The organism is Pantoea sp. CFSAN033090 (assembly GCF_001264395.1).
Classification (GTDB): domain Bacteria; phylum Pseudomonadota; class Gammaproteobacteria; order Enterobacterales; family Enterobacteriaceae; genus Pantoea; species Pantoea agglomerans.
The window spans coordinates 18,476-45,030 of sequence record NZ_LGYX01000007.1 but is presented as its reverse complement, the minus strand read 5'-3'; the positions used below and the strand labels follow the sequence as shown (position 1 = coordinate 45,030).

25 protein-coding genes and 1 pseudogene are annotated in these 26,555 nt (G+C 55.2%); 15 read left to right on the top strand and 11 right to left on the bottom strand.

The features are described from left to right. The first annotated feature begins 1 nt into the window (after position 1). From AFL22_RS23230 to AFL22_RS07090, 4 genes and pseudogenes are all read left to right on the top strand, one after another. Positions 2 to 181 carry a type II toxin-antitoxin system HicA family toxin gene (locus AFL22_RS23230; RefSeq protein WP_010253953.1) on the top strand — a complete coding sequence of 60 codons (180 nt, stop codon included), beginning with the start codon at positions 2 to 4 and terminating at the stop codon, positions 179 to 181. A gap of 26 nt (positions 182 to 207) precedes the next feature. Then, the gene (locus AFL22_RS07100; protein ID WP_033756573.1) at positions 208 to 633 is read left to right on the top strand and encodes a type II toxin-antitoxin system HicB family antitoxin; all 426 of its coding nucleotides are present in this window, start codon (positions 208 to 210) and stop codon (positions 631 to 633) included. Between the two features lie 81 nt (positions 634 to 714). Then, positions 715 to 804, top strand: a pseudogene (locus tag AFL22_RS24455) (CRISPR-associated protein Cas1); the annotation flags it as partial. 236 nt (positions 805 to 1,040) lie between these two features. Continuing rightward, positions 1,041 to 1,970 (top strand): Rpn family recombination-promoting nuclease/putative transposase, encoded by a 930-nt coding sequence (locus tag AFL22_RS07090; protein ID WP_033770970.1) that lies wholly within the window; start codon positions 1,041 to 1,043, stop codon positions 1,968 to 1,970. Positions 1,971 to 2,397: 427 nt separating this feature from the next. Here AFL22_RS07090 and AFL22_RS07085 read toward each other — a convergent pair whose 3' ends face one another. Beyond that, positions 2,398 to 3,297 carry a LysR family transcriptional regulator gene (locus tag AFL22_RS07085; RefSeq protein ID WP_052271106.1) on the bottom strand — a complete coding sequence of 300 codons (900 nt, stop codon included), beginning with the start codon at positions 3,295 to 3,297 and terminating at the stop codon, positions 2,398 to 2,400. 105 nt (positions 3,298 to 3,402) lie between these two features. On the opposite strand from AFL22_RS07085, the gene AFL22_RS07080 reads away from it, so the two are divergent. The 3 genes from AFL22_RS07080 to yacL all read left to right on the top strand — a co-directional run bounded on the left by AFL22_RS07080 (position 3,403) and on the right by yacL (position 7,631). Further along, on the top strand, positions 3,403 to 3,912 hold the full coding sequence (locus tag AFL22_RS07080; protein ID WP_052271105.1) for a phenolic acid decarboxylase: 510 nt from the start codon (positions 3,403 to 3,405) through the stop codon (positions 3,910 to 3,912). A 553-nt stretch (positions 3,913 to 4,465) separates the two neighbouring features. Continuing rightward, complete coding sequence (gene acnB / locus AFL22_RS07075; protein WP_010253968.1) at positions 4,466 to 7,063, top strand: bifunctional aconitate hydratase 2/2-methylisocitrate dehydratase; 2,598 nt, start codon at positions 4,466 to 4,468, stop codon at positions 7,061 to 7,063. A 190-nt stretch (positions 7,064 to 7,253) separates the two neighbouring features. Then, entirely contained in the window at positions 7,254 to 7,631 is a 378-nt protein-coding gene (gene yacL, locus AFL22_RS07070) for a protein YacL (protein WP_010253973.1), read from the top strand. Between the two features lie 61 nt (positions 7,632 to 7,692). Here the strand turns inward: yacL and AFL22_RS07065 are convergent, their stop codons facing one another. The 5 genes from AFL22_RS07065 to AFL22_RS07045 form a co-directional block, all read right to left on the bottom strand. Beyond that, positions 7,693 to 8,364: an SDR family oxidoreductase gene (locus tag AFL22_RS07065; RefSeq protein ID WP_154209932.1), complete on the bottom strand. Its 672-nt coding sequence runs from the start codon at positions 8,362 to 8,364 to the stop codon at positions 7,693 to 7,695. Between the two features lie 8 nt (positions 8,365 to 8,372). Further along, positions 8,373 to 9,569, bottom strand: coding sequence for an exo-alpha-sialidase (locus tag AFL22_RS07060; RefSeq protein WP_033756583.1), 1,197 nt, complete (start codon positions 9,567 to 9,569; stop codon positions 8,373 to 8,375). A gap of 1 nt (position 9,570) precedes the next feature. Beyond that, positions 9,571 to 10,986, bottom strand: coding sequence for a sodium:solute symporter family protein (locus tag AFL22_RS07055; protein ID WP_052271211.1), 1,416 nt, complete (start codon positions 10,984 to 10,986; stop codon positions 9,571 to 9,573). A 79-nt stretch (positions 10,987 to 11,065) separates the two neighbouring features. After that, positions 11,066 to 11,950: a dihydrodipicolinate synthase family protein gene (locus tag AFL22_RS07050; protein WP_052271104.1), complete on the bottom strand. Its 885-nt coding sequence runs from the start codon at positions 11,948 to 11,950 to the stop codon at positions 11,066 to 11,068. A gap of 11 nt (positions 11,951 to 11,961) precedes the next feature. Further along, the gene (locus tag AFL22_RS07045) at positions 11,962 to 13,110 is read right to left on the bottom strand and encodes an iron-containing alcohol dehydrogenase (RefSeq protein WP_052271103.1); all 1,149 of its coding nucleotides are present in this window, start codon (positions 13,108 to 13,110) and stop codon (positions 11,962 to 11,964) included. A 187-nt stretch (positions 13,111 to 13,297) separates the two neighbouring features. On the opposite strand from AFL22_RS07045, the gene AFL22_RS07040 reads away from it, so the two are divergent. From AFL22_RS07040 to AFL22_RS07030, 3 genes are read left to right on the top strand one after another with little or no spacing between them, the layout of a single operon-like run. After that, entirely contained in the window at positions 13,298 to 14,557 is a 1,260-nt protein-coding gene (locus tag AFL22_RS07040; RefSeq protein ID WP_052271102.1) for a four-carbon acid sugar kinase family protein, read from the top strand. Further along, complete coding sequence (locus AFL22_RS07035; protein ID WP_052271101.1) at positions 14,550 to 15,530, top strand: D-threonate 4-phosphate dehydrogenase; 981 nt, start codon at positions 14,550 to 14,552, stop codon at positions 15,528 to 15,530. Before AFL22_RS07040 ends, AFL22_RS07035 begins: the two co-directional genes overlap by 8 nt. Before the next feature lie 6 nt (positions 15,531 to 15,536). After that, on the top strand, positions 15,537 to 16,301 hold the full coding sequence (locus tag AFL22_RS07030) for a DeoR/GlpR family DNA-binding transcription regulator (protein ID WP_033756597.1): 765 nt from the start codon (positions 15,537 to 15,539) through the stop codon (positions 16,299 to 16,301). A gap of 248 nt (positions 16,302 to 16,549) precedes the next feature. On the opposite strand, the gene speD is transcribed toward AFL22_RS07030, so the two are convergent. From speD to AFL22_RS07015, 3 genes are all read right to left on the bottom strand, one after another. Then, positions 16,550 to 17,359 (bottom strand): adenosylmethionine decarboxylase, encoded by an 810-nt coding sequence (gene speD, locus AFL22_RS07025; RefSeq protein WP_010253978.1) that lies wholly within the window; start codon positions 17,357 to 17,359, stop codon positions 16,550 to 16,552. A 28-nt stretch (positions 17,360 to 17,387) separates the two neighbouring features. Beyond that, positions 17,388 to 18,251 (bottom strand): polyamine aminopropyltransferase, encoded by an 864-nt coding sequence (gene speE / locus AFL22_RS07020; protein WP_010253980.1) that lies wholly within the window; start codon positions 18,249 to 18,251, stop codon positions 17,388 to 17,390. A gap of 102 nt (positions 18,252 to 18,353) precedes the next feature. Continuing rightward, a complete protein-coding gene (locus tag AFL22_RS07015; RefSeq protein WP_003854673.1) occupies positions 18,354 to 18,701 on the bottom strand; it encodes a YacC family pilotin-like protein in 348 nt (115 codons plus the stop codon). A gap of 181 nt (positions 18,702 to 18,882) precedes the next feature. On the opposite strand from AFL22_RS07015, the gene cueO reads away from it, so the two are divergent. Then, positions 18,883 to 20,481 (top strand): multicopper oxidase CueO, encoded by a 1,599-nt coding sequence (gene cueO, locus AFL22_RS07010; RefSeq protein ID WP_052271100.1) that lies wholly within the window; start codon positions 18,883 to 18,885, stop codon positions 20,479 to 20,481. Here cueO and AFL22_RS07005 read toward each other — a convergent pair whose 3' ends face one another. After that, positions 20,482 to 21,765 (bottom strand): cystathionine gamma-synthase family protein, encoded by a 1,284-nt coding sequence (locus AFL22_RS07005; protein ID WP_052271099.1) that lies wholly within the window; start codon positions 21,763 to 21,765, stop codon positions 20,482 to 20,484. A gap of 235 nt (positions 21,766 to 22,000) precedes the next feature. On the opposite strand from AFL22_RS07005, the gene hpt reads away from it, so the two are divergent. Then, positions 22,001 to 22,537 carry a hypoxanthine phosphoribosyltransferase gene (gene hpt, locus AFL22_RS07000; RefSeq protein WP_010254010.1) on the top strand — a complete coding sequence of 179 codons (537 nt, stop codon included), beginning with the start codon at positions 22,001 to 22,003 and terminating at the stop codon, positions 22,535 to 22,537. Between the two features lie 80 nt (positions 22,538 to 22,617). Here hpt and can read toward each other — a convergent pair whose 3' ends face one another. Beyond that, positions 22,618 to 23,274: a carbonate dehydratase gene (gene can / locus AFL22_RS06995; RefSeq protein WP_029519477.1), complete on the bottom strand. Its 657-nt coding sequence runs from the start codon at positions 23,272 to 23,274 to the stop codon at positions 22,618 to 22,620. Between the two features lie 108 nt (positions 23,275 to 23,382). On the opposite strand from can, the gene AFL22_RS06990 reads away from it, so the two are divergent. From AFL22_RS06990 to AFL22_RS06975, 3 genes are all read left to right on the top strand, one after another. Then, positions 23,383 to 24,312 carry an ABC transporter ATP-binding protein gene (locus AFL22_RS06990; protein ID WP_010254017.1) on the top strand — a complete coding sequence of 310 codons (930 nt, stop codon included), beginning with the start codon at positions 23,383 to 23,385 and terminating at the stop codon, positions 24,310 to 24,312. Further along, positions 24,309 to 25,079: an ABC transporter permease gene (locus AFL22_RS06985; protein ID WP_010254018.1), complete on the top strand. Its 771-nt coding sequence runs from the start codon at positions 24,309 to 24,311 to the stop codon at positions 25,077 to 25,079. The genes AFL22_RS06990 and AFL22_RS06985 overlap by 4 nt, the downstream gene beginning before the upstream one ends. A gap of 424 nt (positions 25,080 to 25,503) precedes the next feature. Continuing rightward, positions 25,504 to 26,517, top strand: coding sequence for an acyltransferase family protein (locus AFL22_RS06975; RefSeq protein ID WP_010254020.1), 1,014 nt, complete (start codon positions 25,504 to 25,506; stop codon positions 26,515 to 26,517). Positions 26,518 to 26,555 lie beyond the last annotated feature (38 nt).

Sequence of the window (26,555 nt, the reverse complement as noted above, 5' to 3'; positions counted from 1 at the left end):
GATGGATAGCAGCACGTTAATTTCCGAAATGAAGGCTGATGGCTGGGTTCTGACAGGGATAAACGGTAGCCATCACCATTTCACACATCCGACAAAACCGGGGCTGGTTACAGTACCCCATCCTAAAAAAGACTTACCGATCGGTACGGTAAAGAGCATCAGGAAACAAGCGAGAATTTAATCCCGCTTGCCCGTAGAGGTATGAATATGTTTTATCCAATCGCGATTGAAGCGGGTGATCACGAACACGCATACGGCGTAATCGTTCCCGATTTACCAGGGTGTTTCTCTGCCGGGGATACTCTTGATGAAGCCATTAAAAACGCCAAAGAGGCTATCACAGGGCATATCGAATTATGTGTAGAACTCGGTCATGAGATCCCTGCCGTGTCCACCATTGAGACTCTGGCCACGAATCCTGAATATCAGGGTTATATCTGGGCATTGGTTGATGTAGATGTCATTCGCTTGCTGGGCGGCTCTGAAAAAATCAATGTCACTTTACCCAGGTCGTTAATTGATCGGATTGATCGTTGTGTGGCTTCACACCCCGAATACAAAAGTCGCTCGGGCTTTCTGGCTCAGGTAGCGCTTGAGCGTATTACTGCTCCGATTAACAGGCCTCAAAAGTAAGTCCGCGTGATAGCTAAATTTATTGGTGGCAGAGGAATCAAAAGGCACCGTTTATGAGTTTTTACCCCTTAAGCCGTTGCCATGATCTTTCTCACGTATGGTCAGGTTGATGTCTTTGATGATGCTTTTATCCAGATTGATAAAACCGGCGTAAGAATGCATATTCCGGTGAATCTGGATGGACTGCAGCTGATTCTCTTCCTGACTCTTACAAATCAGTGAGTTACTGATCTTTAAATACGTGAATTTAGTGGTGATTTTTTTATGAGGGTAAAATCATCATATTTTACAGCCACATACATTAAGAGTGTTCCCCGCGCTAGCGGGGATAAACCGCATTGATGATGGAGGTGGCCAGACATCTGGCCTGTAATCCCCTACGAATGTGAATATCAGAGTCAGGCCCGATGAAAAAAAAGAACAGCACTCCCACACCTCACGATGCCACTTTCCGGCAGTTTCTCTCACAGCCGGACATTGCCCGCGACTTCATGGAACTGCATCTGCCCGCCGAACTGCGCGCTATATGCGACCTCAGCACCCTGAAACTTGAATCCGGTTCGTTCGTTGAAGACGATCTTCGCCAGTATTTCAGCGATATCCTCTACAGCCTGAAGACCAGTAACGGGGATGGGTACATACACGTCCTGGTTGAGCATCAGTCTACGCCGGACAGGCATATGGCATTCAGGCTGATGCGATACGCTGTGGCGGCTATGCACCGCCACCTTGAAGCGGGCCATAAGCAGCTGCCGCTGGTTATACCGGTACTGTTCTATACCGGCAAACGCAGCCCTTATCCGTATTCAACACGCTGGCTCGACGAATTTGAAGACCCTTCGCTGGCGGAAAACCTCTATGGCAGCGCCTTTCCACTGGTGGATGTCACGGTGATCCCGGATGAGGAAATCATGGGGCACCGCAGCATGGCGGCGCTGACGCTGTTACAGAAGCACATTCATCAGCGTGACATCGCGACTCTCACCGATCGGCTGGCCACGTTACTGATGGCTGATTATCTTTCTTCACCCCAGGTAACAGCGCTGATACACTATTTACTGCAGGCAGGCGAGTCGGCTGACTCCGAAGCCTTCGTGCGCGAACTGGCACAGCGAGTGCCGCAACACGGAGACGCACTTATGACCATCGCACAGCAGCTGGAGCAGAAGGGCATCGAGAAAGGTATTCAGCTTGGTGAACAGCGTGGAATCGAGAAAGGCCGAAATGAAGGCAAACTCGAGGTTGCCCGCACTATGCTGCAGAACGGCATCGACCGTAACACCGTCATGAAAATGACCGGTCTCTCAGAAGATGAACTTTCACAGATCCGTCACTGATTTTGATGTCAGAAAACGGCTCGGCAACGTAAAGCCCTGCACTACAGGGCTTAACAAATTTAATGAAACGCAGGCGCTGCTCATCAGACAGTGCGCTGATGCAGTCTCCCGGGTTAACTGACTATAAGTACGAGCGTGCTTTTCTGCCATTCCCGAAACTCATCACAAAGCAATTCGACTGTTATGACAAAATTACCGGGTCTCCTGGCTTAAAAATCAGGATAGGTGGCGCTCCCGGGAGGAAGCGAAGAGGGCTGCAGATCAGCAGGGCATAACCTTCCTGGATGCTAAAATTCAGGGTTCGGCTAAGGTCTGGCTTATCCCTTTCACTGTTTCCAGTACACCCGGTAAACACAATATGGGATGCTGGACGGTGGCACTCTGACAGTCAAATTCTCAGAAGATTAGGCAGCAAGCTAACCTTCATCTAACCACGCATCTCCCATGCAGCCACCCGTTCAATAAACATCTGTGCCAGTGCAGCAATGGCGCTGTTGCCGGGCAGTCTCTCTTCATTGATATACATCACCAGCGAACTACTGCGTCGGCGGCCCTGCAGCAGCGGCAGGGGACGGAGCTCACCGCTCTCTAACAGCGCGGCGATATTCTGTTCCGGCAGCCAGCCATAACCTAACTGATGCTGGACCGCTTCAATGGCTGCCGACAGCGTCGTGAATGACCAGTTCTCCGCCTGATCGCCATTGACCTCCGACTGCTGCTGTTGCTGACGATCCAGAATGGTAATGCAGGGCCAGCGTGCCAGCGTAGCAGCACTAAGCGGGGCGGATTCGCGGTGCAGCGGGTGGTCGCGATGGGCGACGGCGACGAAATCGACACTCATCAGGCTTTCGCCTGCTAACGGCGTGTCGCCATATTGTGCTACCAGCCAGAGATCAGCCTGATTTTCCGCCAGTCTGTCAGGCGTTTCGCTTCGGACGATTTCGCTAAACCAGATGCGGACATGCGGATAGCGTTGCTGAAAGGTCTGAAGCACATCGAATAGCAAGGGTTTGGGCAGAGTCGCATCGACCATCAGATCGATGCGCGAACGCTCGCCGCGTTGCAGTGCACTGGCCTGCGCCTCAAGCGCGCCGAATCCCTCCAGCAGCGGACGCACCTGTGCCAGCAACTGATGTCCCTCTGCACTCAGGACAGCGCGGCGGCCCTCCTGCTGAAGCAGGGTCAAACCCAGCCGCTGCTGTAACAGGCTCAGCTGATAACTCAGTGAGGACTGGCTGCGATTGTTCTTCTCCGCTGCCAGCGCAAAACTCCCCTCATTCACTACTGCTTCGAGCAGATACCACTGTTCGAGTGTTGTCTTGTACATGCTCACTCATCTAAAAATTAAATTATTTAGTGCTAAAAATAGCGTTATTCATCGGTTTTGTAACGCGCAATAATCTCCTCAAGGAAAACAAATGAGGAATTAACCATGAGCACTTTCGATAAACATGACCTGTCTGGCATCGTCGGCAAACATCTGGTTTACACTTATGACAACGGCTGGAATTACGAGCTCTACATTAAAAATGCCAGCACCATCGACTATCGTATTCACAGCGGTATGGTCGGTAATCGCTGGGTTAAAAATCAGCATGTCTATGTCGTCCGTCTGGCGCAGGATGTCTATAAAGTTTCCTGGACTGAACCAACCGGAACCGATGTCAGCCTGGCCGTTAATCTGGCTGATAAAATTTTCCACGGCACCATCTTCTTCCCGCGCTGGGTAATGAATAATCCGGAAAAAACCGTCTGCTTCCAGAATGATCATCTGGAAGAGATGGCAAAATTCCGCGAAGCGGGTCCGGCTTATCCAACCGAAGTGATTGATGAGTTCGCGACGCTGACCGTAATCCGTGATGTGGGTGCAAATAACGAAAGCGTGATCGACTGTCCGCCTGACCAGTTGCCCGCCAATTTTCCGGAAAATCTGAAAAATTAAACATGCACAGAAGAGGTCATGACGACCTCTTCTGAATAGCAGTTTCTGTCTTGTAGCTTCTGACGTGTAACTTGCGAGAATGAAAAAGAGATTTACCGACCAGGGTTTTATCAGTAGTAATCAGCAGGACGAATTCGGTTTCAGTTGCATCAGGCTGATTTCCGGCCTGGTGTTGTTATCCTCCTGAGCTCACCTCCGCTTTACCCCATAAACACGCCGGCTTCTATTCCTGCCAGTTATCTATTTCCCTGAATCACTTCGCTAAAGCCACGGCAAAACTGACATAAACCTGCAGCCATTTGTGTGGAATGCGGTACGCTGCAGAGAGATCCATTCAGCCGACTCAGCTGGCTGATGCAGGGAGTTGAGCGGGCAGAATGGCCGTAGTGGATTATGTTGTATTTTTGTAAACAGATTAACAAACAGACGAAATACTGCTATTCTGCCCTCCGCGAAACCGGGCACCTCAACCTGGACGAGAAAGGGAAGATTGTTCTCCATAAGTGAGCAAGGTGGTCGGAAAGCCCTACATAATGAGAGCGAGGATAACGTCGTGCTAGAAGAATACCGTAAGCACGTTGCCGAGCGTGCTGCCCAGGGAATTGTACCTAAGCCTTTAGAGGCTTCCCAAATGGCCGCGCTGGTTGAACTGCTAAAAAATCCACCTGCGGGTGAAGAAGAATTTTTGATCGATTTATTGGTCAACCGCGTCCCACCTGGCGTCGATGAAGCGGCGTATGTCAAAGCCGGTTTCCTGGCGGCTGTCGCCAAAGGCGAAGCAACCTCTCCTCTGATATCTTCTGAAAAAGCGGTTGAACTGCTTGGCACCATGCAGGGCGGTTACAATATTCATCCGCTGATTGAGGCGCTGGACGATAGCAAACTGGCTCCGATTGCCGCGAAAGCCCTTTCACACACGCTGCTGATGTTCGACAACTTCTATGATGTCGAAGAGAAAGCGAAAGCGGGTAATGAATACGCGAAGCAGGTGATGCAATCCTGGGCAGATGCGGAATGGTATCTGTCACGGCCTGAACTGGCAGAGAAGATCACGGTTACCGTGTTTAAAGTCACTGGCGAAACCAACACCGACGATCTCTCTCCGGCCCAGGATGCCTGGTCACGTCCAGACATTCCTCTGCACGCCCTGGCGATGCTGAAAAATGCCCGTGAAGGCATTGAGCCTGATGAAGTGGGCAATATCGGCCCGATCAAACAGATCGAAGCTCTGAAGACCAAAGGCTTCCCGCTGGCGTATGTCGGTGATGTTGTCGGAACCGGTTCTTCACGTAAATCCGCCACCAACTCGGTGCTGTGGTTTATGGGCGACGACATCCCGAACGTGCCAAATAAAAAAGGCGGCGGCGTGGTGCTGGGCAGCAAAATTGCACCCATCTTCTTCAACACCATGGAAGATGCGGGCGCACTGCCCATTGAAGTGGACGTAAATAACCTGAACATGGGCGATGTGATCGACATCTATCCATTCAAAGGCGAAGTCCGCAACCACGAAACCAATGAGCTGCTGGCCAGCTTCGAGCTCAAAACCGAAGTAGTGATTGACGAAGTGCGCGCCGGTGGCCGTATTCCGCTGATCATCGGTCGCGGTCTGACCACCAAAGCGCGCGAGTCGCTGGGTCTGCCGCACAGCACCGTATTCCGTCAGGCGAAAGATGTCGCGGAGAGCACCCGTGGTTTCTCGCTGGCGCAGAAAATGGTTGGCCGCGCCTGTGGCGTAACCGGTGTTCGTCCGGGTGCCTATTGCGAACCTAAGATGACCTCGGTTGGCTCGCAGGATACCACCGGCCCGATGACCCGTGACGAGCTGAAAGATCTGGCTTGCCTGGGCTTCTCGACCGATCTGGTGATGCAGTCGTTCTGTCACACCGCCGCGTATCCTAAGCCGGTGGATGTGAGCACGCACCATACGCTGCCAGACTTCATCATGAACCGCGGTGGTGTGTCACTGCGTCCGGGTGACGGCATTATCCACAGCTGGCTGAACCGTATGCTACTGCCGGATACCGTTGGTACCGGTGGTGACTCGCACACCCGTTTCCCTATCGGCATCTCTTTCCCGGCGGGTTCAGGCCTGGTGGCGTTTGCCGCCGCGACTGGCGTAATGCCGCTCGACATGCCGGAATCGGTTCTGGTGCGCTTCAAAGGTAAGATGGAGCCAGGCATTACCCTGCGCGATCTGGTTCACGCCATTCCGCTGTATGCCATCAAACAGGGTCTGCTGACCGTTGAGAAGAAAGGTAAGAAAAACATCTTCTCTGGTCGCATCCTGGAGATTGAAGGTCTGCCGGATCTGAAAGTCGAGCAGGCGTTTGAGCTGTCCGATGCGTCAGCAGAACGTTCCGCTGCGGGCTGTACCATCAAGCTGGATAAAGCGCCGATTATCGAATACCTCAGCTCTAACATCGTGCTGCTGAAGTGGATGATCGCAGAAGGCTACGGCGATCGTCGTACGCTGGAGCGTCGCATTGAAGGTATGGAGAAATGGCTGGCCGATCCTCAGTTGCTTGAGCCGGATGCCGATGCTGAATATGCCGCCGTGATCGAAATCGATCTGGCTGAAATCAAAGAGCCAATCCTCTGTGCGCCAAACGATCCGGACGATGCACGTCTGCTCTCTGACGTTCAGGGTGAGAAGATCGACGAAGTGTTTATCGGCTCATGCATGACCAACATTGGTCACTTCCGTGCTGCGGGTAAACTGCTGGATAGCCACAAAGGCCAGCTGCCAACCCGTCTGTGGGTGGCACCGCCAACCAAGATGGATGCGGCACAGCTGACCGAAGAGGGCTACTACAGCGTATTCGGCAAAAGCGGTGCGCGTATCGAGATCCCGGGCTGTTCACTCTGCATGGGTAACCAGGCACGTGTTGCAGATGGTTCGACGGTGGTCTCTACCTCGACCCGTAACTTCCCGAACCGTCTGGGTAACGGCGCTAACGTCTACCTGGCGTCAGCGGAGCTGGCTGCGGTCGCGTCTCTGCTTGGCAAACTGCCAACGCCGGATGAGTATCAGCAATTCATGGCGCAGGTCGATAAAACGGCCAGCGACACGTATCGCTATCTCAACTTCGACCAGCTGACGCAGTACACCGACAAAGCTGATGGTGTGATTTTCCAGACCGCGGTCTGATTCTTCACCTTGCAGGCATGAATAAGGGGCGATGATTCGCCCCTTTTTTTCGTCTCAGCATGGGGTAGAGAGACGATCAAAAGCTGGCTTTCGGCAGACAGCCTGTAATAATGCGCGACGTGTCACACTTTGCCGCGAGAGCAGCACGGACACTTACCAGGTGAGACGACGACGTTGAGAGGAACGGGCGATGGAATATGAATTTTTACGCGATGTGACCGGACAGATTAAGGTTCGCATGTCGATGGATCATGAAGCGGTCGGCCACTGGTTCAACGAAGAGGTCAAAAACGATCCGGGATTGCTGGATGAAGTTGAAGCCGCCATTGAAGATGTCAAAGGCAGCGTACGTCAGTGGCAGCGGATCGGCAGCGAGTACACCATTCTGCTGGATGAAGAGGAGGTGATGATCCGCGCCAACCTGCTGGCTCTGGAAGATGACGGTATGGAAGAGGGGATGAACTACTATGACGAAGAGAGCCTCTCGTTCTGCGGCATTGAAGATTTTCAGCTGGTGATCGCTGCTTATCGCCAGTTTATGAACCAGTACGGCAAACCCGTACGGTAAGACAGTAAGGCAATCCTTTACGGTTATAAGGCCGGGCGAACTCAGCAGCCCGGCCTGTTAACTAACTCAGCGATGCACCGCCACACATTACCAGCTGCTGGCCGGTGATCGCCGCCGCCGCAGGGGAGAGCAGGAAATCGACCAGCCCGGCCACTTCCTGCGGCTGAATATAGCGGCCAATGGGAGGCAGACGGGGCGGTGAACTGGCACGGCCCGGCTGTTGCAGCATCGGCGTTTCGGTGGCGCCTGGCGCCACAATATTGGCGGTAATGCCGCGCGGAGCGAGTTCCGCCGCCCAGCTGCGCACCATACCGATCATCGCCGATTTGGTGGCGACATACTGACTGCGGCCTGCCGCACCGCCTGATGTCCGGCTGCCCAGCAGCACAATTCTGCCGCCCACACGCATCCGCGGTGCAAAATGATTCGCCAGCTGCTCAGCAGCGGCAACGTGCAGTTGCCATAAGCGTGCGCTGGCGTTCAGATCCAGCTCCCCAAGCGGCGCGGCCTGCATCATACCGGCTGCATGGATTACCGCCTGCGGCACCGGTAGCGCGTCCAGTAAAGCCTGCAGTGCCGCGCTGTCGCTGATATCGATTTGATGGCTCTGCCAGCCCGCTTCTGCCCGGCTTATCGCCGAGCGACTCAGGCCGATAACCTGCCAGCCCTCATCGAGTAAACGGTCAGCAATCGCCTGACCGATGCCGGAGCTGGCCCCGGTCACCAGCGCCATCCGTTCAATCACGCATCACCTCCCTTCACCCATGACTCCGCGACCCGCACATATTTAATCGCCTGGCGATACCAGGTGTAGGCGATATGCAGTTCGCCATCCAGGCCCTGTTTAATGCTGGGATAGGAGAACTCACGGTTTAATTTCTGCTGGGAGTTATTGGTCATGCAGTAGCCATCGCCCTCGTCCAGATTGCGCTGCAGCGGCCAGCTTTTACCGCCATCCGTGGAGATAGCCAGCGTCATCGGCGCACGAGGCGCACCCCAGAAAGCGGTGCGACCACTGTGCACCACCGGCTCAGCGGCGACGGCAACATCACTTACCTCTTCATCGTCTTCAATTTCGTCATACAGCGACAACCGGCGTTCGCTGGCACCTTCGGCGCTCATGGCATTGAACACCAGCGCCAGATGACCATTGCGCAGCGTCGTGACCTGAATTGAGGAGTTATTGTTGGGCAGCGATAACGGCTGTGGCGCGCTCCAGCTTTCGCCCTGATCAAATGAGCGGCTCTGGTAAATGTGGTCAGCCCAGCGGCTGCGGTAGAGCGCCAGCAGCGAGCCATCATCCAGCAGAGTAACGTTCATATGAACGCAGCCGGTGCTGTCAGGCACGCTGACGTCACGCCAGCTCTGGCCTTTATCTTCAGAGATTTTTACCGCGCTCACGTCATAGCTGCCGACCCACTTTTCGCCAGGCTGCGTCAGGCAGTAAAACACCGGCAGCAACCAGTTACCGTTGGGCAGCACCACAATCGGCTGGCGAATAAAGGTGCCGGGCTTATCCAGCAGCGTTTTGATCTCCCCCCAGCTCTGGCCCAGATCGTGAGACTGGCGATAGCGCACAATTGCGGTGTCCTGATTGCCCGATTTCTGCGCCGTCCACAGCAGCCACAGCACCTGGTCGGGATCGAGAAACAGCACCGGATTCTGTTCTGAACGGCCCGGATCGTCAGAGAGTTTTTGGGCTTCACTCCAGCGATCGCTGCCTTTTCGCAGCCGTGAACACCAGACAGAGATATCGGCAATCCCTTCCTGCGTGCCGCCAAACCAGACGCAAAGCAGATCGCCATCGGGCAGCGGCAGCAGGTTAGCCGCGTGGTTTTGCGGGCAGGAGGAGGGCAGCATCGCAACCTGCTGCGCGCTATCCTGCGGGTGAGGCGCAAGCAGGCCGGTGCGTTCTGCGGTGACGGTTTCCTGAGTCATATTAGGCTCCACTGTTTTGTGCATTGTGTTGCGATTGAGGCTGAGACTGGCGTGACGGGATACAGCGGTCAATCACCATAATAATTGCCGGGGTGATCAGCGCCACGTACATATTGTCGATACCAAACGGGTTACCCATCAGGAACCAGACGGAAGTGACAACGCAGGCGCCAATCAAACCTGCATTGGCGCCGCGTGTGCTCTTAAACCACGGCAGGTAGAACGCCATGATCGCCACAACGGTAATCGACAGACGAATCGCACGGGTAAAGAACGAGAGCTTCAGCACTTCCGGGAAGAACAGAACAAACAGCAGCGGGAAGAAGCCGATGCCAATCGAGATCCAGCGCGTCATTTTAAATTCGCGCTCTGGCGTAGGATTACGATAAGGCACGTAAAAGTCTTTCACCACCAGCGAGGCGATGGCCAGCGCCACGGTACCGACGCTGACGAAAATCGAGGCCACCAGCGAGGTGGTGACAATGCCCGCCAGCCACGGTGACATATCCTGCAGAAACACCGGCAGCGCATAGAGGCTCTTGATATCCGGGTGAGCAAACTTCGCTGCCACGCCAATCAGCGCCATCGCCAGACCAATCGGCAGGCAGAAGAAGAAGGCGACCCAGGTGGCGCGCTTCGCTGACTTCACATCTTTGGTGGAGGAGATCGCCTGAATCACAAACTGGGTACAGAAGATCGAACCTACGGTCCCGATCAGCCAGGCCACAATGGTACTGGCACCGACGTGACCATCCCATGTCCAGTAGAACGCCGGCATTTTCTCCATCATCGGGGCGACGCCGCCGGTCATCTTCAGCGCCACATAGAGGATAATCAGGATCCCCATATACTTGATGGCGCTGTGCAGCAGCGTGACCCAGGCCACACCTTTCATGCCGCCAAATGCAAAGTAGAAGGTGCTGACCACCGCAGTGATAAAGGCAGCCTGAGTCAGGTCAATCTTCAGCACGGTGGAGATCGCCGCCGCGCCGCTGATGTAGTTGCCGACGTTCACCAGCAACAGCGCATAGATCATGATCAGCGAGATAATATTTTTGGTCGAACTGCCATATTTCTCGGCGATAGCACCGGAGATAGTGATCTTTCCGGTGTTGTAGATGCGTTTGACCAGTATCAGGCCAAACAGCGGGAAGCCAATTGCCGCGCCAATCACCGACCATGAGGCGGCGAAGCCATCTTCAAAGGCCGCCTGCGCGGTGCCGATGGTGGATTTTGCCCCGATATATTCAGACATCAGCATAATGCCGACGATAAAAGCAGGCATGGCGCGCGAACCTTCCATAAAGTCGCCGCTGGTTTTACTGCGCAGCTGCCAGGTGAGCCAGGTGGTGAACAGGATATAGGCGACCACCATGCCGACGATCAGTAAGGTGCTCTCAGTTGAAAATGCTTTCATCATGACCTCGATTGTTCTGGCAGATGGCGACCATCAGGTTCGTTCTCATCTGACCGGTAGGGTGCAAAGGTGATGGACGTTATTGCAGGTAGTGGTTCACGATTTGACGGATCTGCTGCTGCTCTTCGGCGCTGAACTGCACCGCATAGCGACTTTCACCCACCTCAAAGCCCTGCAGGCTGACCGCTTTTTTCACGACGGCCGGTGAGAAACCGATGCTGTACAGTGCGGTGCGCAGGCCGGTGACGTTCTCCTGTGCCTGATGCGAACCGGCAATATCGCCCGCATGGAAGCGCGCCCAGATGGCGTTAATCGCCTCTGGCGCCACGTTTGCCAGCCCGGAAATTGAGGCGGAGCAGCCATCCACGAACCCCTGGTGGATCAGCGAATCCGGGCCGTTCAGCACATCAAAGTCCTGACAGTCGGCGGTAGCCTGCAGAAAGCCGCTCAGACTTTCATAGCTGCCTGCTGAATCTTTAATGCCGATGATGTTCGGGTGCGCGGCCAGCGTACGAACGGTCTCTGGCTGCAAGGTATTGCCGGTACGCGCCGGGATGTTGTAGAGGAACAGCGGCACCGTAAGCGCATCAGCCACGCGCTGATAGTGGTCGATCAGCTCCTGCTGCTTAAGCGGAACAAACCACGGCGTGATCGCGGAAACAGCATCTACGCCAAGGCGGGCAATCTGTTTGCCGAGCCGGATAGTTTCACGGGTCGAAATCTCCCCGATATGCGCCACCACCGATGCCCGGCCGTTAACTTCATCGACGCAGGTGGTGGTAACCGCGATCTTCTCCTGCTCGTTCAGCACAAAGAATTCGCCGTTGGTTCCGCCACAGAAGATGCCGTTACCGGCGTTGATCTGGCGTCTGACCTGTTCGCGCTGCCTCTCCGGATCAAAGGCACCTTCACGGTCAAAAGTGGTGACGATGGCGGTCAGTACGCCGTTTATTTTCTTATTCATGACAATCCTCATTACGCCTGGCAGGAAGGGAAAAGCGTCAGGTAGACGGCGCGCACATCGTCGGCGGTGACCGCCATCGGCACGTTGTTCATCAGACGCTGGACGTCGAGCGCGGCTTCCACTAACCAGGGCAGGTGATCCGGGCTGATGCCCAGGGCTTCCAGACTGGCAGGCAGCTGCAGCCGCGCCACCAGCGCGGTGAAGTAGTCGACCAGCGCGTGTGATTTCTCTTCATCGCTTAAACGGACGTCGGCGTCAGGCAGCAGATCATAGGCCTGAGCGAATTTGCTCACCGCCGCCGGACGGACAAAGCGCATGCAGGGAGCCAGCAGGATGGCGTTGGCAACGCCGTGTGGCAGATGATATCTGCCGCCGAGCGGGTAAGAGAGGGCATGCACCAGATGTGTCCCGGCATGGGCAATCGATGCACCGCCATAATAAGAGGCCCAGAGCATCTCCAGGCGTGCCTGCAAATTTTCTGGCTCGCGCAGGGTGGTTTCGAGATTAGCGAACAGTTTCTTCATCCCAATCAGCGCATAGTTGTCGCTGACCGGGTTGGCGACATTGGCAGTAAAGCACTCAATCAGATGGCAGAGGGCGTCAATACCGGTTGAAGAGGCAATATGTGGCGGCATGCTGGTGGTCAGTTCCGGCACCAGGGCCACCACATCGGGCAGCATCACCGGTGAAATAATGCCGACTTTGGTCTCTTTCTCCGGGATCGCCAGGATCGCATTGGGCGTCGCCTCAGAACCCGTGCCTGCGGTGGTAGGGATCAGTATTGAACGGGTACGGCGCTGCGGTTTTTCGCCTGCCAGCAGGGCGTCCAGCGAAGGCGCGGCGTCGATGCACAGCACTGAGAGTAGCTTCGCCACATCCAGCACGCTGCCGCCGCCGATGCCAATCACCATATCGACATGGGGCCGGGAGAGCGTCGCGATAATCGCTGCCACATCATGCTGGCTTGGTTCAGGCGGAACGCTGTTGACCACGCTGATACCCGGAATCTGATCCCGAAGTTGACCCATCAGCGCCTGCACTGCCGGAATCGCCTCAATGTTCCGGTCAGTGACCACGACTGCTGTCGATATCCCCTTCAGCAGATAGCGCATGTCGTTTAACGCCTGATAACCGCTAATCACCGTGCTGTTAATGTTCATTTCATACCCTTATTTCTGTCCTGTCTGAGCAGATGATTAATCTTGCTCAGCGCAATGCGAAGTCAGTCACTCTCTGTGGCTAATTTTATAAGGCATATCGATTTCGATTAATTTGAACTTGCTCACATATAATCAATCATGATTGAATATAATCAAATGCAGTGGCAATCGCCTGACAGGAGTGAGGATGGGCTCATCATTATGGAAAACCCCGGTGCTGGTCATCGCCGATGACTTTACCGGTGCCAACGATGCGGGTAGCGGACTGGCACAGGCTGGCGCCCGCGTACATGTGCTGTTTGGCACTAAGGCACCGTTGCCAGACGACGCTGCGGATGTGCTGGTTATCAGCACCGACAGTCGGGCAGTCAGCGCCAGCCAGGCCGCAGAGCGTGTGGCTCAGGTGGTACAGCACTTCGCCGCACAGCTTCAGCAGGGCTGGCTGTTTAAAAAGATCGACTCCACGCTGCGCGGCAACGTCGGTGCTGAAACCGCGGCTGCGCTGCGAGCCAGCGGCAAAAGGCTGGCGCTGGTTGCGCCGGCCGTGCCACGACTGGGCCGCACCACATGCGAAGGTAAAGTGTGGGTCAATCAGCGGTTACTGACAGACACCGAATTTGCCAGCGATCCTAAAACCCCGATCCTCAGTGCCCGCGTACTCGATCAGATGCAGATCGACGGCACGGAGATCGATCTCCCGACGCTGCGCAGCGATCGGCTTGATGCGGTGTTAGCGGCGGCGCACGGCGTGGTGGTGGTGGATGCCGAAAATGAAGCCGATCTGGCGCGACTGATAATCGCTGCGGCGCGGCTGACAGAGAAGCCGCTGCTGGTGGGAGCAGCCGGGTTAAGCGATGCGCTGGGCGCAGCGCTCTCTGTTCGCCCGTCGCGGCCCGTGCTGGCGGTAGTGGGATCGATGAGCAGCAGCGCGCAGCAGCAGATCGCCACGCTGCTTAACCAGCGGGCAGTTGAGATAGTGGATGTCGATATCCGTCAGCTGTTTCAGCAGCCCGCCTGGCCTGATCGGGATCGCTGGATCGAACAGGCTGCCGCCGCACTGCGTGCCGGTCGCCATACGGTGATCCGCACCTGCCAGCATGAATCCCAGCGTCACGACATTGAGCATCTCAGCCAGCAGCACAGCGTGACCCGCCAGCAGCTGGGCGAAGCGATCAGTCTGTTGCTGGGCGAAATGACTCACAGCCTGTGCCGGACACAGCTGCCGCATGCGCTCTATCTGTCGGGAGGCGACGTGGCGATTGCCGTTGCCCAGGCACTGGGGGCCAGCGGATTTAAAATTCAGGGTCTGGTGGCGGGCTGTGTGCCGCACGGGGTTCTGCTTAACAGTGAATTTACTCTGCCGGTGATGACCAAAGCGGGTGGCTTTGGTGATGAAAATACCCTGGTAGCAGCCATTGGTTTTATTGAGGAGAAGTCGAGTGAGTAAAATTATTGCGATCACCATGGGCGATCCAGCGGGCATCAGCCCGGAAATCATCATTAAGTCACTCTCTGGAGGTGAGCTGAATGGCATCCCGGCGGTGGTGATTGGCTGTGCCAGTACGCTGCGCCGCATTATGGCGATGAACATTACGCCACAGGCCGAGCTGCGGGTGCTGGACCGGGTGCAGGATGCGCGATTTGCGCCCGGCATCATCAACGTCATCGATGAGCCCCTGGCCGATCCCGACGCGCTGAAACCTGGCGTGGTGCAGAAAGAGGCGGGAGATCTGGCGTGGCGTTGCGTGAAGCGTGCTACAGAGCTGGCACTGGCGGGCGACGTGCATGCCATAGCCACCGCGCCGCTGAACAAAGAGGCGCTGCATGCGGCGGGCCATCTCTATCCTGGTCACACTGAACTGCTGGCGCATCTTACCGGGACCAAAGATTACGCCATGGTCCTCTACACCGATAAGCTGAAAGTGATTCATGTCACGACCCACATTGCGCTGCGTAAGTTCCTCGATACGCTGAACCAGACGCGCATCAAAACCGTGATTGGTATGGCGGACACTTTCCTGCGTCGTGTCGGTTACAACGCCCCGCGTATCGCCGTGGCGGGCGTTAATCCGCACGCTGGTGAGAACGGCCTGTTTGGCGATGAGGAGATCACCACCGTGGCACCCGCTATTGAGGCGATGAAAGCGCAGGGGATTGATGTCTACGGGCCTTGTCCGCCGGACACGGTGTTCCTGCAGTGCCAGGATGGACGGTATGACATGGTGGTCGCGATGTACCACGATCAGGGGCATATTCCGCTTAAACTGCTGGGCTTTTATGATGGCGTCAACATCACCGCAGGCCTGCCGTTTATCCGCACCTCTGCTGACCATGGCACCGCATTTGATATCGCCTGGACAGGTAAAGCGAAGTCTGACAGCATGGCGATCTCTATTAAACTCGCGATGCAGCTCGCATAGGGATATATGAAGGGACAGAGCCGTCTTGACCAGATTATGGATTACCTGAAAAGCCATAATCTGGTGACTGTTGAGCAACTGGTCAGTGCGATTTCCGCCTCACCCGCCACGATTCGCCGTGATTTGATTAAGCTGGATAAAGAGGGCGTGATCAGCCGCAGTCATGGCGGCGTTACCCTGAATCGTTTTATTCCTGCCCAGCCGACCACGCTGGAGAAGATGCAGCGTAACCTGGCCGAGAAGCAGGCGATCGCAGAATGTGCCGCCAGCTTTGTCCGGGCGGGCGATGCGGTCGTGCTGGATGCGGGCACCACCATGCTGGAGCTGGCGCGACAGCTCACGCATCTGCCACTGCGTGTCATCACTGCCGATCTGCACATTGCACTGTTTTTGTCTGAGTTTAAGCAGATCGAAGTGACGATTATCGGCGGACGTATCGACGACTCCAGTCAGTCCTGTGTGGGCGAACATGGACGACGGTTGCTGCGCAGCATCAATCCCGATATCGCCTTTGTCAGTTGTAACTCCTGGAGCCTTGAGCGCGGCATTACCACGCCGACTGAGGAGAAAGCGGGGCTGAAACACGATCTTCTGGCCAATGCGGCTCGCCGGGTCTTGCTGGCGGACAGCAGTAAATATGGCTCCTGGTCGCTATTCTGCGCTTCTCCGGTGGATGACCTGACGGATGTGGTGACCGACAGCCGGTTAGATGAGGCTGTCTGCCGCACGCTGCGCGAGCGCGGGATTACGCTGGCGCTGACCTCCGCATGAACAGAACGCGCCATGTTGCTCTGACCTGATCAGCAGGACGAGAGCAGCACCGCGCGTTTATCTTTATCTCTCGCCGTTAAAACGCGCCGTTAACGCGCGTACGCATCATTCTCTTCGCGCGTAGTCGCGGGTGTGTCCACCGAAACCCGTTCAAACCTCAGTCAGGCAGTTGCCGTGATGAAAAAGCAGGGGGAACAAGAGGGAAGGAGACGCGCAGGTTATGAGCTATAACGCTGCGCGCCTGATAATCAGAGGGTCTTCAGGCCCACTGAGGGGATATTTCTGCCGTAGTAGATCTCGCGCATCTCTTTCCAGAGCAGATCGGTAATGCGCTTGTGCTCCTGCGGAGTGAGATCTTCCGGGCGGGTGTTAAACAGGTAGTGTTTAAGGTCGAACTCTTTCAGCAACATCTTGGTATGGAAGATGTTTTCCTGATAGACATTCACATCCACCATGTCATACATCGCTTTCATATCTTCAGACATGAAGTTCTGAATCGAATTGATCTCGTGATCGATGAAGTGCTTCATCCCTTTCACGTCACGGGTAAAACCGCGCACCCGGTAATCGACGGTGACAATATCGGACTCCAGCTGATGGATCAGATAGTTCAGCGCTTTCAGGGGCGAAATGACGCCACAGGTTGAGACTTCAATGTCTGCACGGAAGGTGCACAGACCGCCTGCCGGATGGCTCTCCGGATAGGTGTGCACGCAGATATGACTTTTATCGAGATGAGCCACCACCGAGTTGGGCAGCGGACCGGGGTGCTCTGAGTTATCGATATCTTTCGGATCGATCGGCTCTTCGCTGACCAGAATCGTGACGCTGGCCCCCTGCGGCTCATAATCCTGGCGCGCAATGTTGAGCACGTTAGCCCCGATAATGGAGCAGGTCTCGGTCAGGATTTCCGTCAGACGGTTAGCGTTATATTGTTCGTCAATGTAGGCGATGTAACCATCGCGTTCAGCTTCAGTATTCGCATAGCAAATATCGTAAATACAAAAACTCAGGCTTTTCGTCAGGTTGTTGAAGCCATGTAGTTTTAGCTTTTGCAATTTCGTTCACCCCCTTAGAAATGCACTATCAGCACGCGGCAGATAACGCATTCAACAGATATTGCGGCAGGGCAAAGCTGCCGGTATGGATTGCTGGCGTGTAATAACGGCAGGTCAGGCCAGCGGCCTCGAAACGCGCCTTTAAGGTCGCGGTGTCGAGCTGGCGCAGCGCCGGATTATCACTCGCCCAGGCAAAGGTCATAATGCCGCCGTAGTAGGTCGGAATCGCCGCCTGATAGAAACTGACGTCCGCAAAGTAATGTCCCAGCTTGCGATGGCTGTTAACGGCCTCATCCTGCTGCAGGAAGCAGACGCCATTCTGCGCCACAAAGATGCCATTTTCATTAAGGGCCGCTTTGCACCCGGCATAAAATTCCGAGGTAAACAGACTCTCGCCCGGACCAATCGGATCGGTGCAGTCGGAGATAATGACATCAAACTTTTCCTGCGTCTGATTAACGAAGTTCACCCCGTCATCAATCACCAGCGTAAAGCGCGGATCGTCATAGGCACCCGCGCTGTGGTTCGGCAGATACTGGCGACAAAAGGTCACCACGCCTGCATCGATCTCCACCATGGTAATCTTTTCGATCCCGGGATGACGTGACACTTCACGCAGCATGGCGCCGTCACCGCCGCCGATAATCAGAACGCTCTTCGCCGCGCCGTGCGCCAGCAGCGGAACGTGGGTCATCATTTCATGGTAGATAAATTCGTCGCGTTCGGTGGTCTGAACGACGCCGTCCAGCGCCATTACGCGGCCCATCGCGGCATTTTCGAAAATGATTAAATCCTGATGCGCAGTCTTCTCACGGTACAGCTCTTTATCGACCGTGAAATACTGGCCAAAACCGGCATGAAGGGTTTCATACCACGTTTCATTGTGGGCCATGGTGCTCTCCTCTGATGACATCGCCATGAAGATGGGCGGCATATGATAGCTAACACTGACCGTGGTTGCACGGTCAATGTCCGGCTGCAGAGGGAAGAATCGTTACCTGACGTAGGCCAGCAGGCTCAGCGAATCGCGGGCCAGTGACTTGCACTTTTTGTCGTTGGTGATGGCGATGCCGCTGAGATCGCGATAGCTATCTTCACCCAGCGCTTTCATGTTGTAGTTGCTGTAGTTGCTTAAATCCCAGCGGTTCTGCTGAGCAAAAAAGACCAGCGCTTTGCGAATCTGCGCGTCCGGTAAATCCTGATAGCCACAATCATTTTTCAGATAGACGAAAACCGCCGTGAGATCGGCCAGATCTTCCGCTTCGGATTCGCTCAGGGCAAAACTGGTGGAGGAGAAGCCAAGGAGTCCCGTCAGCAGCAGGATCCTGATACTTTGCTTCATAGTCGTTCTCTTCAATGGATATTGCTAATGACGTTAGCACAGTTGCTCTCAGGTTTTCGATTAATTTGCCGCTGTGGGCTGCTGCACCGCCTTTTTTCGTCAGATTCGCACGGTCAGGACTTGACCTTCCCATAAGGTCAGGGTTTAGGCTGTGCGCTCTGATGCCACAAGGATGATCACCATGCAACGTCGCCATTTCCTGAAACTCACTGCCGCACTGAGTGCAGCCGGAGCATTACCGCTCTGGAGCCGTTCGCTGATGGCAGCCACCCGTCCGCTGCTGCCGATTCCGTCTCTGCTTGAACCCGATGCCAGGGGCAGCTACAGCCTCACCGCGATGCAGGGTACCACCCAGTGGAACGGCAAAGCGGTGCCGACCTGGGGCTATAACGGCAGCCTGCTGGGGCCGGTGCTGAAGATGCAGAGTGGTAAACCGGTGACGGTGAACATCCATAACCGGCTCAGCGAAGCGACCACACTGCACTGGCACGGGCTGGAAATCCCCGGCGCAGTGGATGGCGGCCCGCAGGCAGTGATTGCGCCTGGCGGCTCGCGTCAGGTCTCTTTTACGCCCGATCAACCCGCCGCAACCTGCTGGTATCACCCGCATCTGCATGGCAAGACCGGGCATCAGGTGGCTCAGGGGCTGGCGGGACTGATCCTGCTGGAAGATAAAGAGAGCGGAACGCTGCGTTTGCCCTCGCAGTGGGGTGTGGATGATGTGCCGCTGATTTTTCAGGATAAGCAGCTGACCAAAGATGGCAGCCGCATTGATTATCAGCTCGACGTGATGCGCGCCGCGGTGGGCTGGTTTGGCGACATGATGCTGACCAACGGCGTGCACTATCCGCAGCATGCGGTGCCGCGCGGCTGGCTGCGTCTGCGTCTGCTCAACGGCTGCAATGCCCGTTCGCTGCATGTTGCCGCCAGTGATAAACGTCCTCTCTACGTGATCGCCAGCGATGGTGGCCTGCTGGCCGAGCCGGTAAAGCTCGACTCGCTGCCGCTCCTGCCGGGCGAGCGTTTTGAGGTGATGATCGATACTTCTGACGGTAACAGCTTCGATCTGGTGACGCTGCCGACAGAGCAGATGGGCATGACGCTGCCGCCCTTTGACCAGCCGCTGCCGCTGGTGCAGATCCTGCCGCTGCGGGTGATGGCCAGCGCCACGCTGCCGGATCAGCTGGCGACGCTGCCAGCGCTACCCTCAACCGACGGCCTGACGACACGCTGGCTGCAGCTGATGATGGACCCGCAGCTGGACCAGCAGGGCATGCAGGCGCTGATGCAGCGCTACGGCGAGAAAGCGATGGGCAAGGGCGGTCATCACACGATGTCGCAGACGCCGGAGGAGAAAACGGCTGCCGAGCCGATGCCACCAATGGAAAATATGGATCACAGCATGCACGGCAATACGCCGCCCGCCGGTTACGATTTCCGCAACGGCAATAAGATTAATGGCCAGGCCTTTGATATGACGAAGCCGTCGTTTGCGGTGAAGCTGGGTGATTACGAGAAGTGGACGATTTCAGGTGAAGGCGACGCGATGCTGCACCCGTTCCACATTCACGGCACCCAGTTTCGTATTCTTTCAGAAAACGGCAAACCGCCAGCCCCGCACCGGCAGGGCTGGAAAGATATGGTGAATGTCGACGGCTGGCGCAGCGAAGTGCTGGTACGCTTCAACTATGTCGCCGCCGCAGAACACGCTTACATGGCCCATTGCCATCTGCTGGAGCATGAAGACACCGGCATGATGCTGGGCTTTACCGTCAGTTGATTACGCCTGCTCCAGCGCCAGCTTCACATCTTCAATCAGGTCGCCGGCGTTTTCGATGCCAATCGACAGCCGCACCGTGGCGTCAGTGATCCCAATACGCTGACGCACCGCCTGCGGCACGCCGGAGTGGGTGGTGCTGCCAGGATGGCTGGCCAGCGACTCGGTACCGCCCAGGCTTACCGCCTGCTTAAACAGCGACAGCGCATTAAGAAAACGGAACGCAGCGGGCTGATCGCCGACGATATCAAATGAGAAGGTCGAACCGGCACCGCTGCACTGCTCGCGATAGGTTTTCCCTTCGGCGCTCTCCGCATCCAGATAGGGCAGCCAGTGCAGCTTCTCCACTTTAGGGTGATCGCGCAGAAACGCCGCGACCGCTTCCGCATTCTGCCAGGCTTTCTCCATGCGTAGCGACAGCGTTTCCAGCGAGCGGCTGAGCATCCAGCTTGAGTGTGGATCCAGCTGCGTGCCGATTGCGCTGCGCAGGGCGCGCACTTTCGCCATCAGCGCTTTACTGCCCATCGCCGCGCCTGCAATCAGGTCAGAGTGACCGCCAACATACTTGGTCAGCGAGTAGAGCGACAGATCAGCGCCCAGCGTCAGCGGCTGCTGGAACAGCGGGCCGAGCAGCGTGTTGTCACAGGCGATAATCGGTCGTGAACCCTGCTGCTGATCAATCTCATCAGCGATACGCGCCATCAGACGGATATTGACCAGGCTGTTGGTGGGATTCGCTGGCGTTTCAATCAGGATCACCGCTACCCGGCCCTGGGCCATCGCCTGCTGAGCGGCTTCACGCACTTTGACTTCATCATTGCCGTCGCTGAAACCCACTGCTTTGATGTCCAGATTGTGCAGCGTCTTGCTAAGCAGGGTTTCGGTGCCGCCATACAGCGGCTGGGAATGCAGGATCACCTCGCCCGGACGGGCAAACGTCAGCAGGGCAGTGGAGATGGCGGCCATACCGGAAGAGAAGAGCGAACAGCTCTCCGCCTGCTCATAGACCGCCAGCCGATCTTCTACAATTTCGCTGTTAGGGTGGTTAAAGCGGGAATAGACCAGCCCACCCGATTTGCCTTCCGGCGGCTCACGTCGGCCAGAGACGTAATCAAAGAAATCCCGTCCCTCTTCGGCGCTGTCAAAGACAAAGGTCGAGGTCAGAAATACCGGCGGCTTCACCGCACCCTCAGAGAGGCGGGGATCGTAGCCATAGTTCAGCATCTGGGTTTCAGGGTGCAGCGGCCTGTCGCCGATATGCGTTTTTTTGCTTGAAGATGAAGTCATTGTGATCTCCGGCCAGCGGCGCGAGTAGGGTAACGATCTGTTGGATAAAGGCTACCATGCAGCGAATCATGCTGGTAAATGCCAGAATGTTCTAAGGTAATGCGCATTTCAGCGAGCCGCAGGCGGCGGGTAATAATTTTCGCGACGTAATCGTTTGCTTATGGGGCCGCGCAGCCGTCGCTGCTGCGTCTGTGATAGACTCCGGGGCTTTTCTGACGTAACCGGGCTGAACGCAATGAAACACACTGTTGAAGTGATGATCCCTGAACAGGCAATCGCCACGCGCATCGCTGAACTGGGCAAAGAGATTAACGACCACTACCGCGACAGCGGCAGCGATATGGTGTTGGTGGGGCTGCTGCGCGGCTCCTTTATGTTCATGGCTGATCTCTGTCGCGCCATCGATGTGCCGCATGAAGTCGACTTTATGACGGCTTCCAGTTACGGCAGCGGGATGTCCAGCACGCGTGATGTGAAAATCCTGAAAGATCTGGATGAAGACATTCGTGGCAAGGATGTGCTGATCGTCGAAGATATCATCGACTCCGGCAACACCCTGAGCAAAGTGCGTGAGATTCTGCAACTGCGTCAGCCAAAATCCCTGGCGATCTGTACGCTGCTGGATAAGCCAGAGCGCCGTGAAGTCGAAGTGAACGTCGAATATGTCGGCTTTGCGATTCCGGATGAGTTCGTGGTGGGCTTTGGTATCGACTATGCTCAGCACTATCGCCATCTGCCTTATATTGGCAAAGTGGTGCCGCTGGAATCCTGATACCGCTCTACCGCACATTCTTCCAAGGCCTGCACCTGTTGCCTGGTGTAGGCTATGCCGCGCTTTACGCTGCGATCGGCTCAGGCCTCGCCGTTCTTCCGCAGATTTGCAATGCCGTGGCGGTAGCGCTGTTCGAGGATCTCCCGGCTGTTTGCCGTCACATCAAGGTTACGCAGACAGCCGTCCTGAATGCCGTATACCCAGCCGTGCAGGGAGACATCCTTTCCGCGTTTCCAGGCAGATTGCAGTACGGTGGAGTGCCCCAGGTTATAGACTTGTTCAATAACGTTGATTTCGCACAGTTTGTCCAGGCGCTTATCCGGCGGGAGTTCCCCCAGCAACACGCTATGCTTGTACCAGAGGTCGCGGATGTGCAGCAGCCAGTTGTCGATTAATCCCAGCTCCGGGTTATCCATCGCCGCCTGCACGCCGCCGCAGCCGTAATGGCCGCAGACGATAACGTGTTCCACTTCCAGCACTTCGATAGCGTACTGCACCACGGACAGACAGTTCAGGTCGGTGTGGATCACCAGATTGGCCACGTTGCGGTGAACAAAGAGTTCGCCGGGTTCGAGCCCGGTCAGACGTTCGGCAGGAACACGGCTGTCAGAACAGCCAATCCACAGGAAGCGCGGTTTTTGTGCCTGGGCGAGCCGCTCAAAAAAGCTGGGATCTTCTTCAACCAGTAATTTTGACCATTCGCGGTTGTTTCTGATCAGGGTGTTGATGTCTGTCATGGTGTTGAGCGACCGGTTACTGCGCAGAGTGCGCGCGCGTACTATATGACAGGGCCTGATAAATTTAAACGGCATTGCAATGCCATCAAAACAGGGTATGGATGCAGAATGACTTATGCACTGGAACTTTCCCGGCTGACCAAGACCTATCCCGGCGGCGTGCAGGCGCTGAAGGGCATCGATCTTAACGTTGAAGCGGGTGACTTTTATGCGCTGCTGGGGCCAAACGGTGCCGGTAAATCGACCACCATCGGAATTATCAGTTCGCTGGTTAACAAATCCGAGGGCAGCGTGCGGGTGTTTGGCTACGATCTCGAAAAAGATGTGGTGAACGCCAAGCGCCAGCTCGGCCTGGTGCCGCAGGAGTTTAACTTCAACCCGTTTGAGACGGTGATGCAAATCGTCGTTAATCAGGCGGGTTACTACGGCGTTGAGCGTCGTGAAGCCAATGAGCGGGCAGAAAAGTATCTGAAGCAGCTCGATCTGTGGGGAAAACGCGCTGAACGTGCACGCATGCTTTCCGGCGGGATGAAGCGTCGCCTGATGATCGCCCGTGCGCTGATGCATGAGCCTAAGCTGCTGATTCTGGATGAACCCACCGCTGGCGTGGATATCGAACTGCGACGCTCGATGTGGGTGTTCCTGAAAGATCTCAATGCCAAAGGCACGACCATTATTCTTACTACCCACTATCTGGAAGAGGCGGAGATGCTGTGCCGCAACATCGGTATCATCCAGAGCGGTGAGCTGGTGGAGAACACCTCAATGAAAGGGCTGCTCTCCAAGCTCAAATCAGAAACCTTTATCCTGGATCTGGCACCACGCAGTCCGCTGCCCACGCTGGAAGGGTTCCAGTACCGGCTGACTGATACCTCAACGCTCGAAGTGGAAGTGCTGCGTGAGCAGGGGCTCAACAGCGTCTTCAGCCAGCTTAGCGCGCAGGGTGTGCAGGTGCTGAGTATGCGTAATAAAGCCAACCGTCTTGAAGAGCTGTTTGTGGGTCTGACGACGCAGGGAAAAACAGGAGCAAAAGCATGACACATCTCTACTGGGTGGCGCTGAAGAGCATCTGGGCCAAAGAGGTTAACCGTTTCGCCCGCATCTGGATCCAGACGCTGGTCCCGCCGGTCATCACCATGACGCTCTATTTCATCATTTTTGGCAACCTGATCGGGTCGCGCATCGGTGAAATGCACGGCTTCAGCTATATGCAGTTCATCGTGCCGGGATTGATCATGATGGCGGTCATCACTAACGCCTATGCCAACGTGGCGTCGTCGTTCTTCAGCGCCAAGTTCCAGCGCAACATTGAAGAGCTGCTGGTCGCGCCGGTGCCGACCCACATCATTATTGCCGGCTATGTTGGCGGCGGCGTGGCGCGTGGTGTCTGCGTGGGTATTCTGGTGACGGCCATCTCGCTGTTCTTTGTGCCGTTCCACGTGCATTCCTGGACGATGGTGGCGGTCACGCTGCTGCTGACCGCGATTCTGTTTTCACTGGCAGGTCTGCTGAACGCTGTTTTTGCGCGCACCTTTGACGATATCAGCCTGATCCCGACCTTTGTGCTGACGCCACTGACTTATCTGGGCGGCGTATTCTATTCATTGAGTTTGCTGCCGCCGATCTGGCAGGCTGTCTCTAAACTCAATCCAATCGTTTATATGATTAGCGGATTCCGTTATGGCTTCCTCGGCATTAATGATGTGCCGCTGGTGTTTACCCTCTCGGTGCTGGTGGCCTTTATTCTGGTGTTCTACTGGCTGGTCTATGCGCTGATACAGCGCGGGCGCGGATTACGCACCTGACGTTAAGCTGAATGGTAAGGGCCACGCTGCAATAAGGGCGTGGCTTTTTTTTGGGTGGAGAGCAAATCACGCTGACTACGGTTCTGCCTGGCCTTAAAAATCACCTTAAAACCCGCCTCATTCGTTATATTTTGTCTCTGAAGCCGCCCGACGCCTCGCTTACACCCTTGCTCACAAAAAATAACCCTAAGTATTATCTGATAATACTCTGACATCTTTCGCTATCTGAATGATTCTTAACTATTAAATATTTTTTAAGAATAGCCTTAAAGTCTGGCTGTTGTTTATTTGATTATGAATTATCAGAATAGCGCCGGAATAAGGTTATTCCTCTGCTCAGGGACGAATGAGTAGGCTAAGAGTCTTCTTAATAAGAAAAATGGCAACCGAATCAGGGCCAGTTTTTAATCAAAGGCAGGAAAAGATGAATCGTATAACGTGGATCGATAATCTGCGGGGATTGAGTATTCTCGCAATCATTTTTTTGCACAGCACTATTGCCGTACATAATAACGCCGGACATTTTACCGCCTTCAGCGGCCTGTTAAATGAGATGCTGGCACCGGTAAGGCTGGGGCTGATGTTCTTTGTTTCAGGTTTATTTGTCGATGCCGGGTTAAGAAAAGGCCTGGGTCCTTTTTTTAATAACAAGGTGCGCAGTATTCTCTATCCATTTGTGGTCTGGGTTGCAGTCTACGGCGGGTTGAAAATCCTGTTTAGCTCGATGGCTAATACGCCGCAATCACCGATGAATATTATTCTCTCCCACCTGACCGGTGGCGGTGATATGACCTGGTTCCTGCATTCGCTGTTTATCTTCTTTATTGTGATTATCTTTGCCCGTCACTTGCCGTTCCTGCTGGTGTTTGCCATCTGTATGACGCTGAGCTGGGCGCTGCCAGCGATTGAGGCGGATGGCGTGTTTGCCAGCTTCGACAATACCCACATCAATAAATCGCTTTATCTGTTTGTATTCTTCTATCTCGGCGATTACGTCGTGAGAAAGCAGGTGGATATCGCAGAGAAAGTGCAGCATGGCCCGACGCTGTTAATCTCGGTAATTAGTTTTGTGCTGCTCTCCTGCCTGAATATCTTTGTGCTGGAACGTCATTCCCAGGCGTTATTGTCACCGCTGGCACTATTATCGGTTCCGTTCTTTGTCTGGATTGCGCTGAAACTGAAGTCTGAACTGGTCTACTACATAGGCGTCAATTCTATCGTCTTCTACCTGTCGCATTATCTGGCGATTCAGTTCTTCAGTAAGATTGTGAAGTTTGAAAGCCCGTCTGCCTGGGTAAATGACCTGAAGTTTATTTCGGCATTCCTGGTGGCGCTGGCGTTACCGTGGACATTATGTCTGATGAGAAAACGCGGCTGGTTTAATTTCCTCTTTACGATGAAAAAGTCATCGAAGCCGATGACAACCAAACCGGTTTAATTACTGCAGCAGAAATAAAAAGGGCCGCCCGTTTTACC

Bases quoted from the DNA above. Each gene is read 5' to 3' on its own strand.
- AFL22_RS07085 (WP_052271106.1), bottom strand. From the start codon at position 3,297: ATGTACAAGACAACACTCGAACAGTGGTATCTGCTCGAAGCAGTAGTG.
- can (WP_029519477.1), bottom strand. From the start codon at position 23,274: ATGACAGACATCAACACCCTGATCAGAAACAACCGCGAATGGTCAAAA.
- cueO (WP_052271100.1), top strand. From the start codon at position 18,883: ATGCAACGTCGCCATTTCCTGAAACTCACTGCCGCACTGAGTGCAGCC.
- AFL22_RS07100 (WP_033756573.1), top strand. From the start codon at position 208: ATGTTTTATCCAATCGCGATTGAAGCGGGTGATCACGAACACGCATAC.
- yacL (WP_010253973.1), top strand. From the start codon at position 7,254: ATGGAATATGAATTTTTACGCGATGTGACCGGACAGATTAAGGTTCGC.
- AFL22_RS07040 (WP_052271102.1), top strand. From the start codon at position 13,298: ATGGGCTCATCATTATGGAAAACCCCGGTGCTGGTCATCGCCGATGAC.
- speE (WP_010253980.1), bottom strand. From the start codon at position 18,251: ATGGCCCACAATGAAACGTGGTATGAAACCCTTCATGCCGGTTTTGGC.
- AFL22_RS07080 (WP_052271105.1), top strand. From the start codon at position 3,403: ATGAGCACTTTCGATAAACATGACCTGTCTGGCATCGTCGGCAAACAT.
- AFL22_RS07030 (WP_033756597.1), top strand. From the start codon at position 15,537: ATGAAGGGACAGAGCCGTCTTGACCAGATTATGGATTACCTGAAAAGC.
- AFL22_RS06985 (WP_010254018.1), top strand. From the start codon at position 24,309: ATGACACATCTCTACTGGGTGGCGCTGAAGAGCATCTGGGCCAAAGAG.
- hpt (WP_010254010.1), top strand. From the start codon at position 22,001: ATGAAACACACTGTTGAAGTGATGATCCCTGAACAGGCAATCGCCACG.
- AFL22_RS06990 (WP_010254017.1), top strand. From the start codon at position 23,383: ATGACTTATGCACTGGAACTTTCCCGGCTGACCAAGACCTATCCCGGC.
- AFL22_RS07090 (WP_033770970.1), top strand. From the start codon at position 1,041: ATGAAAAAAAAGAACAGCACTCCCACACCTCACGATGCCACTTTCCGG.
- AFL22_RS07015 (WP_003854673.1), bottom strand. From the start codon at position 18,701: ATGAAGCAAAGTATCAGGATCCTGCTGCTGACGGGACTCCTTGGCTTC.
- AFL22_RS07065 (WP_154209932.1), bottom strand. From the start codon at position 8,364: ATGGCGCTGGTGACCGGGGCCAGCTCCGGCATCGGTCAGGCGATTGCT.
- AFL22_RS07060 (WP_033756583.1), bottom strand. From the start codon at position 9,569: ATGACTCAGGAAACCGTCACCGCAGAACGCACCGGCCTGCTTGCGCCT.
- AFL22_RS07005 (WP_052271099.1), bottom strand. From the start codon at position 21,765: ATGACTTCATCTTCAAGCAAAAAAACGCATATCGGCGACAGGCCGCTG.
- AFL22_RS07050 (WP_052271104.1), bottom strand. From the start codon at position 11,950: ATGAATAAGAAAATAAACGGCGTACTGACCGCCATCGTCACCACTTTT.
- AFL22_RS23230 (WP_010253953.1), top strand. From the start codon at position 2: ATGGATAGCAGCACGTTAATTTCCGAAATGAAGGCTGATGGCTGGGTT.
- AFL22_RS07055 (WP_052271211.1), bottom strand. From the start codon at position 10,986: ATGAAAGCATTTTCAACTGAGAGCACCTTACTGATCGTCGGCATGGTG.
- AFL22_RS06975 (WP_010254020.1), top strand. From the start codon at position 25,504: ATGAATCGTATAACGTGGATCGATAATCTGCGGGGATTGAGTATTCTC.
- AFL22_RS07045 (WP_052271103.1), bottom strand. From the start codon at position 13,110: ATGAACATTAACAGCACGGTGATTAGCGGTTATCAGGCGTTAAACGAC.